The 18,139-nt window shown below is 40.8% G+C and carries 15 protein-coding genes; 3 read left to right on the forward strand and 12 right to left on the reverse strand.

Going from position 1 to position 18,139, the window contains the following annotated elements; translation table 11 throughout:
• The first annotated feature begins 22 nt into the window (after nucleotides 1–22).
• Entirely contained in the window at nucleotides 23–346 is a 324-nt protein-coding gene (locus QJ048_RS13270; RefSeq protein WP_282334857.1) for a hypothetical protein, read from the forward strand.
• Between the two features lie 88 nt (nucleotides 347–434).
• On the opposite strand, the gene QJ048_RS13275 is transcribed toward QJ048_RS13270, so the two are convergent.
• The 9 genes from QJ048_RS13275 to QJ048_RS13315 all read right to left on the reverse strand — a co-directional run bounded on the left by QJ048_RS13275 (nucleotide 435) and on the right by QJ048_RS13315 (nucleotide 11,376).
• On the reverse strand, nucleotides 435–2,009 hold the full coding sequence (locus QJ048_RS13275) for a PAS domain-containing sensor histidine kinase (protein WP_282334858.1): 1,575 nt from the start codon (nucleotides 2,007–2,009) through the stop codon (nucleotides 435–437).
• Nucleotides 2,010–2,132: 123 nt separating this feature from the next.
• Nucleotides 2,133–2,840, reverse strand: coding sequence for a sulfite exporter TauE/SafE family protein (locus QJ048_RS13280; protein ID WP_282334859.1), 708 nt, complete (start codon nucleotides 2,838–2,840; stop codon nucleotides 2,133–2,135).
• A complete protein-coding gene (locus tag QJ048_RS13285) occupies nucleotides 2,837–3,277 on the reverse strand; it encodes a FixH family protein (protein ID WP_282334860.1) in 441 nt (146 codons plus the stop codon). Before QJ048_RS13285 ends, QJ048_RS13280 begins: the two co-directional genes overlap by 4 nt.
• Nucleotides 3,278–3,498: 221 nt before the next feature.
• Nucleotides 3,499–4,926 carry a cytochrome c oxidase accessory protein CcoG gene (ccoG, locus tag QJ048_RS13290; RefSeq protein WP_282334861.1) on the reverse strand — a complete coding sequence of 476 codons (1,428 nt, stop codon included), beginning with the start codon at nucleotides 4,924–4,926 and terminating at the stop codon, nucleotides 3,499–3,501.
• A 42-nt stretch (nucleotides 4,927–4,968) separates the two neighbouring features.
• A complete protein-coding gene (locus tag QJ048_RS13295; protein ID WP_282334862.1) occupies nucleotides 4,969–6,150 on the reverse strand; it encodes a cbb3-type cytochrome c oxidase N-terminal domain-containing protein in 1,182 nt (393 codons plus the stop codon).
• Nucleotides 6,151–6,174: 24 nt separating this feature from the next.
• A complete protein-coding gene (locus QJ048_RS13300; protein WP_282334863.1) occupies nucleotides 6,175–6,336 on the reverse strand; it encodes a CcoQ/FixQ family Cbb3-type cytochrome c oxidase assembly chaperone in 162 nt (53 codons plus the stop codon).
• Between the two features lie 41 nt (nucleotides 6,337–6,377).
• A complete protein-coding gene (ccoN, locus tag QJ048_RS13305) occupies nucleotides 6,378–8,522 on the reverse strand; it encodes a cytochrome-c oxidase, cbb3-type subunit I (protein WP_282334864.1) in 2,145 nt (714 codons plus the stop codon).
• A 31-nt stretch (nucleotides 8,523–8,553) separates the two neighbouring features.
• Nucleotides 8,554–8,715: a cbb3-type cytochrome oxidase assembly protein CcoS gene (gene ccoS / locus QJ048_RS13310; RefSeq protein ID WP_282334865.1), complete on the reverse strand. Its 162-nt coding sequence runs from the start codon at nucleotides 8,713–8,715 to the stop codon at nucleotides 8,554–8,556.
• A 273-nt stretch (nucleotides 8,716–8,988) separates the two neighbouring features.
• The gene (locus QJ048_RS13315; protein ID WP_282334866.1) at nucleotides 8,989–11,376 is read right to left on the reverse strand and encodes a heavy metal translocating P-type ATPase; all 2,388 of its coding nucleotides are present in this window, start codon (nucleotides 11,374–11,376) and stop codon (nucleotides 8,989–8,991) included.
• A gap of 141 nt (nucleotides 11,377–11,517) precedes the next feature.
• Between QJ048_RS13315 and QJ048_RS13320 the strand changes: the two genes are divergently transcribed.
• Complete coding sequence (locus QJ048_RS13320) at nucleotides 11,518–12,573, forward strand: response regulator (protein WP_282334867.1); 1,056 nt, start codon at nucleotides 11,518–11,520, stop codon at nucleotides 12,571–12,573.
• A 203-nt stretch (nucleotides 12,574–12,776) separates the two neighbouring features.
• Here QJ048_RS13320 and QJ048_RS13325 read toward each other — a convergent pair whose 3' ends face one another.
• Both QJ048_RS13325 and QJ048_RS13330 read right to left on the reverse strand, forming a co-directional pair.
• Nucleotides 12,777–13,511: an acyl-CoA desaturase gene (locus QJ048_RS13325; RefSeq protein WP_282334868.1), complete on the reverse strand. Its 735-nt coding sequence runs from the start codon at nucleotides 13,509–13,511 to the stop codon at nucleotides 12,777–12,779.
• A gap of 68 nt (nucleotides 13,512–13,579) precedes the next feature.
• A complete protein-coding gene (locus QJ048_RS13330; protein WP_282334869.1) occupies nucleotides 13,580–15,274 on the reverse strand; it encodes an ABC transporter substrate-binding protein in 1,695 nt (564 codons plus the stop codon).
• 183 nt (nucleotides 15,275–15,457) lie between these two features.
• On the opposite strand from QJ048_RS13330, the gene QJ048_RS13335 reads away from it, so the two are divergent.
• Entirely contained in the window at nucleotides 15,458–17,110 is a 1,653-nt protein-coding gene (locus QJ048_RS13335) for a M1 family metallopeptidase (protein WP_282334870.1), read from the forward strand.
• Between the two features lie 136 nt (nucleotides 17,111–17,246).
• Here QJ048_RS13335 and QJ048_RS13340 read toward each other — a convergent pair whose 3' ends face one another.
• Nucleotides 17,247–17,993 carry a menaquinone biosynthetic enzyme MqnA/MqnD family protein gene (locus QJ048_RS13340; protein WP_282334871.1) on the reverse strand — a complete coding sequence of 249 codons (747 nt, stop codon included), beginning with the start codon at nucleotides 17,991–17,993 and terminating at the stop codon, nucleotides 17,247–17,249.
• Between the last annotated feature and the right edge of the window lie 146 nt (nucleotides 17,994–18,139).

Raw genomic sequence — 18,139 nt, forward strand, 5'->3', positions numbered from 1 at the left:
AAGCATTGACGTGGTCGACGACATGAAATCCATACACGAAATTTCCGGCTTGCCATATACTAACGAAGAATTCATCAAACACAAGGACTCTCTGATGAATATTTTAGACGCGTTAAAAGAAAAAATTTCAGAACACAGTTCAAATGTTGCCAAAAACGAAGCGTCAACCAGGCTGGTTAATTTTTACGACGCTGCGGCCAATTACCTAAGCAGTGCGAAAGCTTTACTTAACAGCACAAAAATCGACAAAAATAGAAATAATAGTATGTCCGGCAAGCGAACAAGCAACCGCTATTACCATTCTTTACTAGATTTAAGCGCTGCCTATAGCAGAGTAATAAATTAATCAATTCGCGACTTTCGAATTTAAAATGAAACAACCTTTATCAACATGGCTGATAAAGGTTGTTTCACAATTGAATGAAAAGCCGGTTTTATTCCCCACTCACTATCTGCTTTTCCATTTTCGGCAACCTGATATAAAAAGTCGTCCCTTCATTCAGCTTGCTTTCATAAGTGATTTTTCCCTGCAGCAGATTAATATAACGCGATACTATATGCAGTCCCAAACCGGTTCCCTGGATATTAACCGCATTTTTCCCGCGATAAAAAGTACTAAAAAGATATTGCTGATCTTCTTCTGCAATACCTATTCCCTTGTCAGCGACACTAATAAGTAATTCATTTTCTTTTGATATCGCCTTTAAAGTGATCGATTTGTTTTCCGGCGAAAATTTTATTGCATTTCCCATCAGGTTCATCAGCACATTTTTTAATACCCGCTTATCGGAAACAAAAGTCGGCTCCCCGTCAAAATGCAATTCAATTGTTTGGCCTGGCTTTAGCAAAGCTTTTATTTCATCGACGGTTTCCTGTAGAAATGATGGAATTTCAAAGCTGTAAACATCTGTAAAAAAGTTGCCTTCCTGCAACTTGCCGAAAGAAAGAAAATCCTGTAACAGATCGTTGAGGTGATTTACAGAATTTTTTATCCGGTAAATATGTTTGTCACGTTTTTCCTGCTCTTCTGTTAGCTGGTATCGCGACAACAATGAAGCGGACGATAATACAATAGCAAGGGGCGTTCTGAATTCATGCGAAGCCATAGACACAAATCTTGATTTGATCTCGTTCAACTCCCTCTCCTTGCTTAAAGCTTCGCTCAGTTCACTTTGAGATTTTTCAAGTTCACCCAATGCCTCTTTTAAGATCAAAGTTCGCTCCTCTACTTTATTTTCGAGTTGTGTATTAAGTAGCTTGATGTCGTCGGTGATTCTTTCCAGTTGTTCCTTTTGTTCGCGCAGAATCAACTCAGCTTCTTTTCTTTGGGTAATGTCGACAATGAACGCGATTACAAACTGCTGGTCGTTTTGCTTGTAGTGGCTCAGGCTGACTTCCACCGGAAACTCGCTACCGTTTTTCCTTACCGCATAAAGGTCACGGCCGTGGCCCATTTTCCTGTTGCCGGGATTTTGGTAATATCCATTCCTGTAACCGGCATGATGTGGCCGAAATTTTGACGGTATCAGGATGTCGATGTTGCGCCCGATCATCTCATTTTTATCATAAGCAAAAAGACTAAGCGCTTCGGGATTTGCGAGTACAATTTCTCCGCGATCATTGGTTAAAATAATTCCTTCAGTAGCGTATTCAAACAAAGCACTTACCTGTTTCTTTTCCGCATCAACAAAGCGATAAAGTCGTTTTAAGTAAAGCGTCAGGACCATCGTCATCACAACGATGATTCCGGAGAAAAGGTGTTGCATCGCAATTTGTTCAACCGGCATGCTTCCATGTGGATAGAACGCAGACACCGCCACGAGAACAAGACTTACTATACCTAGTAACTTGGTATAAAAATCGTCCTTTAAAAAAATGGTGAGCAAAATTGCAGTGAGCAATCCTCCGTCAAAAAACCGAAACAAGGGATTGATATATTGCAATACTGCAGATGAGATGACAGTAATGAAACAAAATAATATGATTGGGAAATTTTTCTCCTTAAACATTCCGTGAAGTTATTGAAAAGTAAAAATTCAAAAGTAAAAAACTGTGCAACACAATATACGCCACTGGACTTCGAAGGCTCCATGCACAAGGCTTTCGAATTTTGATTTTTTATTTTTTACTTTTTAGTGGCACATAATACCATCTCTCGGCGCATCTGCCATCACCGGACTAATATATGGAATACCCAGATTCATGCCTCGCAATATCAGAAGCAGTCCTATTACCAGCATAAAGACAGGTGTTATTTTTCTTATATAATTGCGAACAGGCAAGCTAACAAATGAACCGGCATAGCTAAGTAAAATGAGCGCAGGCAGCGTGCCAACACCAAACATCCCCATCAGCAATGCTCCATTGAAAATAGTTTTGGTAGTTAGCGCCAACGCAACGGCAATGTATACCATTCCACATGGCAATAATCCGTTCGCAAAACCGAGCATTAAAAAGCTTTTCAGTGTTGGCTTTTTAAACTGTTTTGCCATGAAAAGATTCAGATAGTTGTGAAACCTGTTTATGAACGCAGGCAGACGGTTGCTTTTTTTCAGAAAATATTGTGCAGAAAAAACAAGGATCATCAACCCACTTATTATCGACAACCACTGTTGCAAGCCGGCGAGATAAAAGCTCCTGCCTAATAAAGCAACCAATGTTCCAATGACCATATACATCACGATGCGGCCGCCGTAAAAAAGCATCATCGACAATCTTCTTTCCGCCGCAGGCAAATGCTTTACCGGCAATGCAAGCGCCAGTGGCCCGCACATGCCTACGCAATGGGCGCTGCTAAATAGCCCAAGCATAAAGCCTGATGTGATGATTTGCCATATCATTTACTGATGGTTATCGGTTGTTCACTATAAAATTTTTTATCAGCTTCTTGCCAGGATATCTTAACGGTGTAGTTGCCCGGTTGCAATTTTCCCTTTGGTACTTGTTGAACCAAAGAACCATTTGTTTTTAATACAAGCTGTAAGTCATTTTTAGCATTTGCCGGTGCGTAGAACCAAATGGATCCGGTAACATTTTCGCCACGCATTTCTTCAGGAAACTGAATGGCAACATTGTTATCATCCTGTGTTACTTTTACTTTGTTGTTCAGCATATCAGCATTGTTTTTACCGTCGATCACGTTCTGATACACCAACTCGTCTTTGTAATATTCTTTCGACACAAGATCCACCTGCGTTTGTGTACACCTGTAAACCATATAAAGAATGAAGCAACCAAACGCCGCAAAAACCACTAATAGTTTGTTTCCCCAATTCATTTTTTAAGTTGTTTGTTGTTAGATAATTGGAACGCAGATTTTCATGATCGTCATGATTTTTCATGATTTATTTTAGCTCTTTCAAAATCTATGTTCTTTTTCTATTATTCATCTCCGTAAGCGTTCGAATACAGACTTTCATAATTATCATGCCTTTCCATAATATCCTTCAATCTTATCAAATCATGACAATCGTGACAATCTGCGTTCCTATTCTTTCCTCACTCGTCCACGAAGCCTAAAAATTTCGTCTCCATTTCATCAATCTTTTCATCTCCGTTATACATGCTGATACGGATAACGGTTGTTCTTTTTTTAACGTCGCTTTTAGGCAACGCTATAAAGAAAGAACCTGCGCCCTGCCCGTCTTTATGAACCAGGATATGATTCCCTCCTACTATTTCCACATGACCGTTCGTGCCTTCCAGCTTGAATGTCAAAGGAACGTCTTTGTATGTTTTATTCACCACTTTAACATCGTACAAATTTGTCAGGGTATCTTTTCCTCTTTCCTGGTACAACATGCCCGGTGTACGCATGAGCGTTGCATCAACATCTTTTCTTGTCATCAGCATTGTTGCAAGGATCATTACCAATATACCCAGCAACAGTGAGTACAATTTCATCCGTGTTGAGTAATGCAACTTCTCCCCAGTCTCTATACCATTGTCTGATGCATAACGGATAAGCCCTGTGGGTCTGTTGGTTTTTTCCATCATTGTATCACATGCATCGATACAAGCAGTGCAGCCTACGCATTCCATTTGGGTACCATTGCGGATATCTATTCCCGTAGGGCAAACTTTCACACATTGAAAACAAGCCAGGCAATCGCCCAAATCAACTTTTGCAACTTTGCTATACTTGCCACGAGGCTCTCCTCTTTTGTAATCGTATGCTACAATCATTGAATTCTTGTCAAGCAACACACTTTGCAGTCTTCCGTAGGGACAAACTACTGTACATGCCTGCTCTCTGAAGTATGCATACACTGCGTAAAAAATGCCCGAGAACAGCATTAACGAAAACAGTCCAACAATGTGTTCGCTTACAGGTTCTGTAATTATTTTGTACAGTTCTTTTACACCAATAATATAGGCAAGAAAAATATTTGCGATGATGAACGAAAGAAGGAAGAATACAATATGCTTTGTTCCTTTCTTCATGATTTTTTTGGTTGTCCAGCCTTCGCCCGCCAATAGTTTTTGTTCAGCAGCAGATCCTTCTATCAAATATTCGACTTTGCGGAAAAACATTTCCATGAAAATGGTTTGCGGGCAAACCCATCCGCAAAACAATCTTCCAAAGGCAGCCGTAAAGAGAATAATGAAAATAATGAAGGAAACCATTCCAAGCCCCAGGATGAAAAAGTCCTGCGGCCAGAATATTTTTCCAAAAAGAATAAATCTGGCGCCCGGAAAATTGAAAAGGAAAAGAGGTCTGCCGTTAACATACACAAACGGCAGACCGATAAACAAAAGAAAGAAAAACCAACTGCATATTGTTCGAGCCCTGTAGAATTTCCCTTTGGGCTTTTGTGCAAATATCCATTTACGCTTTCCGGTATCATCAACCGTTGCTAGTCTGTCTCTAAAAGAAACATCCTCTTCTTTCACACTTTTTTTTGTATCCGGATCCGTACTGGCCATAGTGGTTGTTTTAATTAAAACCTTATAACTCCTGCGTAATCTTTATTTCGCTGTCTGTGCCGAATCGGTAGCAGCAGTAGTTGTGGCCGCAATACCTTCTACATATTTGTCGCCCTGCGGCGGTTTAGCATTGGGCGGGTTAGTGCCGTGTAGTGATTTTATGTAACTGGCAATCTGTTCCATCTGCAAAGGCGAATAAGTATCCTTCCAGCTATTCATTCCCTTTCCATCAACACCGTATTTGATTGTTTTAAAAACAGACTTTATATCACCGCCGTGTAACCAGTAATCATCGGTAAGATTTGGAGCAAAAGCACCTTCGCCTTTTTCTCCATGGCAATTTTTACAAACTGTTGCAAAGACTGCCTTCCCAGCTGCGAGGTCACTTTCAGCAGTCAGGAGCTTAGCGTTAGTCTCATCAATTCTATTCGCAGATTTTTTTAGATATTCCTCTTGTTCTATTGCAGCTTGCTTCACTTCCATCGCATATTCTTCACCACTTAACGGTGCTGTTTTTCCAATGTGGAAACGATACATATAAATTACACCACCAAAAATGGTGAGGTAAAAAAGCCAAACCCACCAGCGGGGCAATTTGTTATCCAATTCTCTGATTCCATCGTAATCGTGATCCAAAACTATGGCTCCTTCTTCTGAAGCATGTTTAAAGCCATTAAAGCGTTCCCACCATGAAAGTGAATTTGCACCTTGTGCTTCCAGCAACTGCTCTTTTTCAATCCTATTCTTTTCAAGTCCCAAGAGGACTTTCAGGTTGTAGATAAGCGCAAATATGACAAGCAATTCTGCAATGATCACGCCGATCATGAGGTAAAATGCTACGGGGCTTAGCCCTGCAATTGTGCTTGCAGCATGTGTAGCCGACACTTCTGTTGTTTCCGCGTGGGCAGAAGAAACACTGAGGCCCCCTGCAACAAGAAATAGAATAACATATATTGCAGTACTGTTTTTCGGAACTATATTTTTCGCTCTGTAAACGTCCATTCCGCTGCGTACAACGTAGGCCAACAAAGCAATAATCAGCAATAGTATTCCCATCACAACAGTTAGCCATATCGCCAGTGGATTGCTCATTGACGATTCTTGCGTTGCCGGTGTATCTGTTGCTCCAAGTGCCCATGCATTGGATGGAACCAATGCTACAAGCCCTGGCAAAAGGAAAAGGATTTTTTTGAACGTAAAGTTTTTGGTTTTTATGATAGACATATTCTTCATCATTTGGGGTGATTGCTATTTATCTAAAGGAATGTTGCTTATATCTTCAATCAATTTCTTGTCTGCCTTTACGGCCCATGTGAGCACGATCAGGAAGAAGACTCCGAAAATGAGAAAGGATGTTATCGGATAAATGCTAACGCCGCTTATTTTCTCGAGATAGTTGACGAATTTCATAACTGATTGTTTAATGTTTTCTTTCCTGCTTTGCCGGAGTTTTATTCAGCAGCAGCTGCGGAAGCCACTTGATTTTTGGGTGCACTTTTAATATCCTTACCTACTCTTTGCAAATAAGCGATGAGTGCCACGATCTCATCCGTGTTCTGTACTTTAATTTTATCTGCTTTCAATCTTTCCTTTATTCCGTTAGCCTGATTGATCAAATCTGTATTGGCAATGGCGTCATACCCCTTCTCATACGGCACGCCTAGCGTTTGCATTGCTCTGATCATCTTTGGCGTTTTTGTAGTATCGATCTGATCTTCAAACAACCATGGATAGCTTGGCATTATAGACCCAGGCGATATTGTTTGCGGATTGAGCATATGATTGTAATGCCAGTTGTCAAGATATTTGCCTCCTATTCTTGCTAAGTCCGGTCCGGTTCTTTTACTTCCCCACTGGAACGGGTGATCGTAGACAAACTCACCTGCTTTTGAGTACTCACCATATCTCGCCACCTCATGTCTAAACGGGCGAACCATTTGCGAGTGGCAGTTGTAACAGCCTTCTCTTATGTAAATATCACGACCGTGCAATTCAAGCGGAGTGTATGGTTTCACACTGGCGATGGTTGGAATATTGCTTTTTACAAGGAACGTTGGCATGAACTCAATGATACCGCCGATTGCAACTACTACAAAACTTAGTATCAACATTTGGAACGGACGTTTTTCAATTACGCTGTGCCAGTGTTGTTTACCGTGAGTTGCTACTTCTTTTGCAAGAGGCGCTGCTTCTGCTGCTTCATCTGCAACAAAACTTCCTTTGGCAATTGTTTTATAAAGATTATATACCATTACTACAGCACCCGACAAATACAATGCACCACCAATACTACGTGTAATGTACAATGGCATGATATGCGTAACAGTTTCAAGGAAGCGGAATTTTATCAACCCGTCTTCAGTGAATGCTTTCCACATAAAGCTTTGTGTAAATCCAGCCCAATACATTGGCACGGTATACAACACGATACCGATGGTACCGATCCAAAAGTGAGTGTTAGCAAGTTTTTTAGAGTACAAATCCGTTTTCCACATTTTAGGAATGAGCCAGTAAAGCACCGCGAAAGTGAGGAAGCCGTTCCAACCCAACGCACCAACGTGTACGTGAGCGATTGTCCAATCAGTAAAGTGTGTTATAGCATTTACTGTTTTGATGGACAACATCGGGCCTTCGAAAGTAGCCATACCATAGCATGTAAGCGCCACTACAAGAAATTTCAACACCGGCTCTTCTTTTACTTTGTCCCATGCACCACGAAGGGTGAACAAACCATTCATCATACCGCCCCAGCTTGGTGCGATCAACATTACAGAGAACACAGTTCCCAGTGATTGCGCCCAGTCAGGCAATGCTGTATATAACAAGTGGTGAGGACCAGCCCATATATAAATAAAGATCAGTGACCAGAAGTGAATGATAGAAAGTCTGTATGAATAAACCGGTCTGTTAGCTGCTTTTGGAAGGAAGTAATACATTAAACCGAGGTATGGCGTAGTAAGGAAGAATGCAACCGCATTGTGTCCGTACCACCACTGCACCAGCGCATCCTGTACGCCTGCATACCAGCTATAACTTTTTAAGAGAGAGATTGGCAGTTCAAAAGAGTTTACGATGTGCAACATCGCAACAGTGATCCATGTACCGATATAGAACCAGATAGCAACATATAAATGCCTTTCTCTTCTTTTAACGATGGTACCAAACATGTTTACACCAAATGCCACCCACACCAGTGTGATAGCAATATCCAACGGCCATTCAAGTTCAGCATATTCTTTTCCGGTTGTATATCCTGCCCACAATGTAAGCGCTCCGGCTACGATTATCAATTGCCAGCCCCAGAAGTGAATTTTACTTAGAAGGTCACTGAACATACGTGTTTTACACAGACGTTGCAATGAATAATAAACGCCCATGAAGATACCGTTGCCCACAAAAGCAAAGATCACCGCATTTGTATGCACCGGCCTCATACGGCCAAAAGTAGTAGGTGCAAAATTCAAGTTCAACGCAGGATAGTAGATTGAGACAGCCGCCCACAATCCGGCAAGCATACCAACAATGCTCCAGAAAATAGTGGCGTACGCAAACCATTTCACAGTCTTGTTGTCGTAATAAAACTTCTCTATTTGCATATATTCGGTTTGATTTTTTGCAGTAGTATGTTTACTTGGTTTTTGTTTCTTTGGTAGTATCGTCGAAGAGGATGCGAACAGAAGAACCATATTCGTCATCATATTGCCCACTTTTTATGTTCCAGATAAAAGCGCCGAGAAAAAGCGCAGCGACTGAAATACTTGCAGTCAACAAAATGACAATTACACTCATTGGGATTGATTTCGAATGTAAAAATATTGTCAAGCCGTCTGCTGCTTATTGATGGGTATCAAACAAAAAGATGATTTTAATCACAAAATATTGCGAACTCTATAAGCTAAGAGGCATAAAGTATAAGATGTGAGGTTACATGCAACTGAAAAATTGATTTAGGGATTAATTGTTTTCGTTAGACTGACAAGACCAAGGTCATTTCTTTCGTTTAGAAGTTGTGATCCTGAAATGACTATGCTCACCTATGCCCCACACCTTATACTCCAGACCTCACAGCTCATACTTACTAAGAAGATTGCTGGCTCCAAACGTCAACAAAATAATGCTCAATGAGCTTGATGGCATAAGGATGGCGGCTATAAGCGGCGACAGGTTTCCCTGAACGGCAAATGATAATCCGATAATGTTGTAAATAATAGAAAGAATGAAGCTGGCTATTACTATTTGCTTGTTCAGCTTGCATATACGTATGAAGCCGGCTAATTTATTCAGTTTACCTGCTTCCAGTATTGCATCGCTGGCGGGGGTAAAGTTATTGCTGTCGTCAGTAATGGCCACACCTACATCGCTTTGCATCAGTGCTGCGGCATCGTTGAGACCATCGCCGAGCATCATGACGGTTTTACCGTTTTTCTGCAACGACTGAATATAAGCGAGTTTGTCATCTGGTTTTTGATTGAACAACAGTTTGCTGTTTGAACCAAATATTTTCCCTAAGGCGCTTTTCTCAGAAGCGTTATCTCCTGAAATCACTGACAATGAAACTTTGTTTTTCAATTGATCAATACAAGACTCAATCTGCCGGTAATGATTTTTGAAAGTAAAATATCCAATAAAGTGTTTATCAATTGAAACATATACACGAGTCCCTTCTTCGTGCGCACTTTTGTATCCGGTGACAAACTCACTCGAACCAATAGCAACATTATGGTTGCCAATCAAACCCGATGTTCCCTTTCCTGTTTTTTCTTTAAAATTATAAACCTTGCTCGCAGTGTTCTTTCCAAGGAAATCGGCTAACGACCTGCTTAACGGGTGATTGGATTGGGAAGCCAATGCCGCAATTTGCTGTTCCGTTTCCTTTGAAATTTTTTCGCCAATATATTCAATATCATGTTTGTGTGCATTGGTGAGCGTACCTGTTTTATCAAAAACAACACTATCAACTTTTGCTATTTCTTCTATCGTTTCTGCGTTGCGTAAGTAAAATCCATTGCGGCTGAGAATGCGTAGTACGTTACCATTTGTAAATGTGTTGGATAACAATAATGCACATGGACAGGCAACAATAAGAATAGCTGTAACCGAGCTCCAGATTTTTGTCGGATCAACAAACGCCCAATACGCAGCTGTTACCAATGCAATGGAGAAAAGAATTATGGTAAAATATCTGCTCAATGAATGAACAAAGGATTTTTTGCCCTGCCGCTCCTTCTTTTGAGAATCGCCATTGTTCCATAACTTCGTCAGATAACTTTGAGCAACTTCTTTTATTACAAGCAGCTCAATATTTGCACCTTTTTGTTTACCGCCGGCATAAACAATTTCGCCCATTTCTTTTGTAACAGGAATGGATTCGCCGGTCACAAAGCTATAATCAATATAGCCGTGCCCCCTTGTTACAATGCCATCGGCGGGGATCAACTCTTCGTTGTGTATTAGTAAAGTATCTCCTACTTTCACATCCGGTAATGCTGTTGGAATTTCTCTATTATCTTTTAAAACGCTAACAGCAATTGGAAAATAAGAAGTATAGTCGCGATCAAAAGAAAGCCGCTGATAAGTTCTATCCTGCAGCACTCTTCCTATCAGCATAAAGAACACGATGCCAGTCATGGAATCAAAATAGCCGCTGCCTGTTGAAGTCAGCACTTCGTACAAACTTCTGAAGAACGTCACAAAAATTGCGAGCACGATCGGTGCATCTATGTTGAGAAACTTTTGTTTAAGACTTCCCCACGCAGACACATAAAACGGCTGTGAACTATAGAAAAACACCGGCAGCGCCAGCACAAGATTTATATAACGGAAAAAATATTGCAGGTATTGTTCGCTCTTTTCCAGGCCCAGGTATTCGGGAAAACTCATGAGCATAACATTGGCAAAGCAAAAACCAGCGACACCTAACTGAAAGATCATTTTCCTTGAGACACGGGGCTTTTTCTTTCCCAGATCATTCAATGAAATATATGGCTCATAACCAATACTGGTCAGCAGAACCGCTACTTGTTCGAGTGAAAATTTCGTATGGTCAAAAACGATCTCAACTTCTTTCCGCACAAAATTCACTTTGGAACTAATGACATTTTCATTCAATTTGGAGAGATTATCCAACAACCATAAACAGGAACTGCAGTGTATCTGCGGAAGATAAAGCGTAACATGCGACTGAGTTTCATCTTTAAATGAAATCAATTGCTGCATTATTTTTTCGTCTTGCAGAAAATTGAATTTCCCCTGCCTTACGGCTATTTTCTGATTTACTCCGGGATTTTGATTCAGGTCATAGTATTCGCACAGTCCGCTCTTGTTAAGCAGCGAGTATACAATTTTACAGCCTTCACAGCAAAATGCTTTGTCATTTAACTGTATTGAGACAGTATTGCAGTCTTCTCCACAATGGTAACAATGTACTTTTCCGGCTATCTGTGTTTCCAAAATGAAATTTTAAGCAAATTAGAAACAAACAATCCGGCCGCCGTTGAAGTATCTCATTATAATAACTGACATTTGTCATATATTTATTCGCAATGTCTTATGACTTTTGAATGCTTCCCATTAATCAATTTATTTATAAGTATGAGAAACATTTTGATTATCGATGACCAGACAGAAATCAGAGAGAATATAACGGAAATCCTTACATTGGCGGGGTACAATGCCCTGATGGCCGAAAACGGGAAACGTGGAATCGAAGTGGCGCTTGCAAACAAGCCCGACCTGATCGTTTGCGATATTATGATGCCTGAGCTGGATGGTTATGGCGTTTTGCACATGTTGAGAAAAAATCCGGCGACCGAGAACACTCCTTTTATATTTCTTACTGCAAAAACGGAAAGAAATGACTTTAGAAAAGGAATGGAAATGGGCGCGGATGACTTTATTACCAAGCCTTTTGACGATATCGAGTTGCTGAAAGCAATCGAAGTAAGATTGAAAAAGCTTGACGTACTCAACAAAGGCTACGAAGCAACTGGCCAGGGAATCAACTCCTTGTTAAGAGACCTCAAAGGCACAGGATTTATGAACATGCAGATGGATCAATATGAGCATGTTACCTTCCACAAACGTCAGCAGTTGTACACGGAAGGAAAAAGACCGAAAAGCCTTTTCTACATTAAAAAAGGCCGCATTAAAACTTTCAAAACCAATGAAGACGGTAAAGAATATATTACCAACTTATATAGCGATGGTGATTTTATAGGTTACCATGCCTTGTTGGAAAATTCCGTTTATGATGATAACGCGGAAGTGCTCGACGAAACCGAGATAGTTATCATTCCAAAAGACGAATTCCTGAATGCAATATTTAACGATCTTACTATAGCTCACAAATTCATCAAGCTCATTTCATTAAATGTAAAGGACCAGGAAGAAAGATTGATGCAGCTAGCTTATAGTTCCCTCAGAAAACGCGTGGCAAAGGCTTTGATAGATATTAGTGCGAAACTGAAAGTTGGCAACAATAATTCCCCTATAGCTATTTCGAGGGATGATATCGCTCATTATGTTGGAACAGCTACAGAATCGCTTATCAGAACGCTGAGTGATTTTAAATCAGAAAAACTGATTGAAATTCGCGAAGGCAAGATCAGGATTGAAAACTTCGACAAGCTGAAAAATCTTCTTTATTAACAGCAAACATATTTAACATTGAAAGAGGCGCATGAAAATGCGTCTTTTTTGTTTTGTGATATTGCCAGAGCTAACGCCTGCCATTTTACTACATTTATCCGGGTTTTATAGAGACGTATTTTCATGCGTCTCTGTATGGGGAACCGCAATAAAAAAAACCCGACTGTACTTGGTCGGGGTTTAAAATATCGTTGGGAAACGTCTTACGCTTTTTTCAACCTGATGATCCTGGTAAAATTCATAAAACGCATGATTTGATAAGTAGGGTCAAGTTCAAACCATTTCTTTGCGAAATTTGGACTTTTGCCAAACTTGTGGTGATTATTCTGAAACAATTCTCCCAAAAGGAAAATACCGAAGGGCTCACTATTTTTAGAATGGTCACCGTTGTCAAAGTTTGAATAACCGTATTTGTGACCGCACCAGTTTACGATGGCTCCCTGTACCGGCCCAATCAGGATATGAACAGGCAACAACAAAAACCACCAGGCACTAGGCGCAAACGCGATGTAAATAGAAGTGTACACAGCTACCCAGGCAATACGGGTGACCATGTGATCTCCAAATTTGTCCAATTTTTCCCAAACCGGCAGATACTCCTCGGTAAACTCAGGATCTGGCAAAGACTTACCAGTCAGGAAATTATTGTACATGAGTCTTGTGTGGATCATCATGTGCCACACGTCTTTAAAGAAGTGCGGAGAATGCGGATCCTTTTCAGTATCGCTAAATACGTGGTGCATACGGTGCATTACTGCATACGCACGAGGAATCAAAAATGAAGAGCCCTGTGTGAACCAGGTCAGGAAGTAAAAAAGTTTCTCTCTTTTTGTACCTGTAGTATACATTTGATGGGATGCATATCTATGCAAAAAAAATGTATGAAAAAACAAAGAAAGAAACCAATGTGCGAAAAAGAAACAAAGTATAACTGTCATTCGTCAACAATTTCTAAAATTGCCGCAAAGGTACTATGATGAATGTTATATAAAAAATGAATTTCGTCTTATTTGTGTAAATTAACAGTTCGTAGTTCCAATAAATTCAATGCGTTAGGATAAAAGCCTGTTACATCTTTGTTAATGAGCCTGATCACCTCGTCATACCACAAGGGAACCACAGGGGCATCGTTCATTACCATTTGGTCCATTTCCCGATAGATCCGGTAGCGAAGCGAGTCATTGTTCTCCTGCATCGCCTTTTCATATAAAGCATCGAAAGCGGGATTATTGTACCGCGTGTAATTTGGCGGAGCCGGATTCTTCGAATAAAAAACACTGAGATAGTTTTCCGCATCCGGATAATCGGCGATCCAGCTGCCCCGGAAAAAAAACGCCTCCGATTTGGCGGTTTGTTCCAACAAAAGGCTTTTCTGTACTACTTCTACCTGCACTTTAATTCCTGCATCCTCCAATTGCTTGGCAACAAAACTGCCCAATTCCCCATAGATCGGAATGGTTAAAAGCTTGATTACCGGCATGTTCTGACCATCTGCGAACCCTGCCTCTTTCAATAAAGCTCTCGCTTTTTCGAGATCATAATGATAACCCTTAACGGCATTGGCATCGAAAGACGGTAAACCTTGCGGCACAAAACCGCTTTCTGCAGTTGTACCAATAGAGTTGCGCAGATAGAGCATCATTTTCCTACGGTCAAAGGCGTAGTTGATCGCCTGACGCACTTTCTTAAATCGCAGCGGCGATTTCTTAAGCAATTCATTGGAAGAATCTACCAAAATGCCGAGGTACTCGATATTTAGATAAGGGTGTTTTGAAAGAACTATTTTGTCTTTCCATTCATTTTTCAACTCTCCTTTTTTGGTGAGAATTTCGTCTTTAAAAGAAGCTTCGATGTCATTTACAAAATCCAGTTGCCCCTGGCGAAATAATAAGAACTCGGTCGCCTTGCTGTCATAAAATGAAACTTTGATGCCATCGAGATAAGGCAATTGTTTTCCTGCAGCATCCCTCTCGAAGTAATGTTCGTTTCGTTTCATAATCAGGGCCTGTCCATCTTCCCATGCTACTATTTCAAACGGACCAGTGCCACAAGGATGGCTGCGAAAGTCCTTTCCATATTTCTCAACGACTTCATGGGGTACAATGGAGCAATACTGCATACTGAGCAAACCAAGGACAGGATTGAATGGTTTTACCAATGTAAGCCGAAACGTAGTATCATCAATGGCTTTGAAGGCATTGGCATCTTTTATTTTATCATTAAATATCCATGCGCCGCTGCTGGCCGTTGCTTTATCTATAATTCTTCTGAAGCTGTATTCAACATCTTTTGCAATCAACCTTCTTCCTTTTCCACCGGAAAAAACGTCGTTGTCGTGAAAGAAAACATCAGTACGCAAATGAAATGTAAACACAGTCTTATCGCTATTTACATCCCAACTTTTTGCCAGTGATGGTTTTATATTCAGGCCACTGTCGACTTCCACCAAAGTATTATACAACTGGTGAATGGCCCACATGATGGATTGATTTTTTGCAAATGCAGGATCAAGGGATGCAATGCCTGTGCTTTCGTTGTAGTGAAAAATTTTTCGATTGGAGTGCTGCTTTGTATGGCATGCAATCATGAATACACACAGAATCAGAGCGCAAATCGAAGGCTTCGGCAAGCCCAGCATGATAGCTTTGCAGAAGCGAAATTTTCGTCTGATTTCCGTAATCTCCAATCTTTCTGATTTCAAATTGTGCATTTTTACATGAAAGGTGCGTTCATTCCCCTAAAGGGTTCTAAATTAGCGAACTATTTGTTTAGTTGGCACGCAGATTTTCATGATTTTGATGATTGTCATGATTTTTTACATGGTTCTAATAAAATCATAACGATCATGAAAATCTGCGTTCCATTTTACTAAAATCATTTAAACATGAAAGGAAAACTGTCCGTACTTCTCTTATTGTTTTTTTGTGTTGGCGGCGAGGCATTTACGCAGCCATTGCACAAGCTTGCCACGTTTACCCATGCAGATTCTTTGCGTGGCTCGCTGAATAGTGAAAGAACGTGGTGGGACCTGCTGCGTTACGACATTACCGTGAAACCTGATTACGTAAACAAATCAATCACGGGCTCCAACAAAATCACCTATTTTGACAACGGCGGTCATACGATGCAGATAGATTTCCAGCAGCCAATGGAGATAGACAGCATTGTAGCTGACGGACAAAAATATAAGTACGAAAGAGAGAATAACGTTTTCCACGTGCATATCAGGGATTCTGCGGCACGTTATAAAATAAAACCAGGTCCGCGTGATCTGACTGTTTACTTTCACGGCAATCCAAGGATTGCAAAGAAAGCTCCGTGGGACGGTGGCTGGATCTTCACAAAAGACAAACAAGGCAGACCGTGGATGACTGTTGCCTGCGAGGGACTTGGCGCGAGTGCATGGGTGCCTTGCAAAGAATATTTAGGAGACGAACCGGACAGCGGCGCTTCTCTTTCTATTGTTGTGCCGGACACATTGATGGGCGTTGGAAATGGCAGACTGGTAAGCACTACAAAGAACAACGACCGCACAACGACTTATAAATGGGAAGTAAAAAATCCTATCAACAACTACAATATCATTCCTTATATAGGTAAGTATGTAAACTTTTCTGAGGTGTTTGATGGAATAAAAGGTAAACTTCATTGCAGCTATTGGGTAATTGATTACAACCTGGATAAAGCAAGAAAACAATTCACGCAGGTGAAACCAATGATGCGTTGTTTCGAATCCTGGTTTGGGCCATATCCTTTTTATGATGACAGCTACAAATTGGTAGAGTCTCCGCATTTAGGCATGGAACACCAGAGTGCCGTTGCATACGGTAACAACTACCAGAACGGTTACTATGGAAAAGATCTTTCAGAAACCGGTTGGGGCCTGAAGTGGGATTTTATCATTATTCATGAAAGCGGTCACGAATGGTTTGGTAACAATATCAGTTGTAAAGACATTGCTGATATGTGGATCCACGAAAGCTTTACCAATTATTCGGAAACGCTTTACATTGAATGCATGTTTGGCAAAGAAGCGGCGAACGACTATGTAATTGGTTGTCGCAAAAAAATCGTGAATGACATTCCTGTCATCGGCGTGTATGGAGTGAATCAGGAAGGCAGCGGTGACATGTATTACAAAGGAGCAAACATGCTTCACACAATCCGCCAGATCATCAACAATGACGATACTTTCAGGAATATTTTGATTGGCCTGAATAAAACATTTTATCATCAAACCGTTACTGCCAATGATATTCAAACATACATCAATCGTCATTCCGGCTTGAACTTCACTAAAGTGTTTGATCAATATTTAAGAACAACTCAAATTCCTGTTTTACAATACAAATTCGAAGCTGGTTCTGTGAAATACAGATGGAGTAATTGCGTGAAAGGGTTCGCCATGCCGGTAAAAGTAAAAATGGGCGCAGAAAAATGGCTCTACCCGACCGAAGAATGGAAATCAGAGAAAATGCCTGCCGATGCTGGGTTTGTGGTGGATCGTAACTTCTACGTGGAGAGCAGGAAAATGTGACAATTTGAAGATTTGAAAATTTGAAAATGGACGAGTGCGACTCTGGAACTATATTCATTCATTCTTGCTAAGCAAGGTGTTTAAATTGAATAACAAATCCGCACGAAAAGCATTTTCAAATTTTCAAATTTTCAAATTACATATAGTTCGGCAGCTTGCTCAAAAACAACTCCAGCCCGCGCTTTTTAGGTTCAGTCAGTTCGTAGCTAATATGCTCGGTATAATATTCTTTCAGGTCGAAAATCGTGTATGGATGTTCGGCTACTACATGGTCGAGTTGCTCCAGTCCGAGAGCATTGGCTTTGTTGAACTCTTCAATGAATGCAGGATCGAGGCGTTTATTGCTGATCCATGCGGCGAAAACAAAAGGCAAACCGGTCATTTGGATCCAGGCTTCACCGAGATCGTAAATGTATTTTGATGTTTTACGCTGCTCAAGGGCGCGGTCGCCAATCACAACACCAGCTGTGGTTCCTGAGATGTGTTCGCGAAAATCTTCTTTGGCATCATTGAGAATCGGGTCGACTTTCCAGAATTCTTTCAGCAATATGCGGGCAAGTCTAACCGAAGTACGGCTCTGGTAATCCAGCAATACTTCCTTGATCTCATGAATGGGCACTTCACTGAAAATGCACACTGACGCTACAGGTCGGTCGCAACCAATGCAGTAATTTGTGTTGATATGCCATTCTTTCAGCCGGGGAATGATGGCCACGGGCACCAGGCCTATGTCTATTTTGTCCTCCACCAGCATGGTGGCGATTTTGGACGGAAATTCTGTAATTAACTCTATCTGGTCTTTCATAGCGCCCTGCTCAAATCCATACAGCAAAGGCTTTGCGTTAAGGTAGCTAACAGATCCTACTCTAATTTTTCTTTCCACTCTGTTTGATTTAATTTCGCAAATGTACAGGGAAGTTGTAAGTTTTAAGTTGTAAGTAATAAGGAATTCTGTCAAAATAAAAACTCAGGCTATGAGTTTACAGATTTCTCATTTTTTTACCACTTATAACTTATTACTTATTACCT

This window comes from Pinibacter soli, from assembly GCF_029961145.1.
GTDB lineage: Bacteria > Bacteroidota > Bacteroidia > Chitinophagales > Chitinophagaceae > Pinibacter > Pinibacter soli.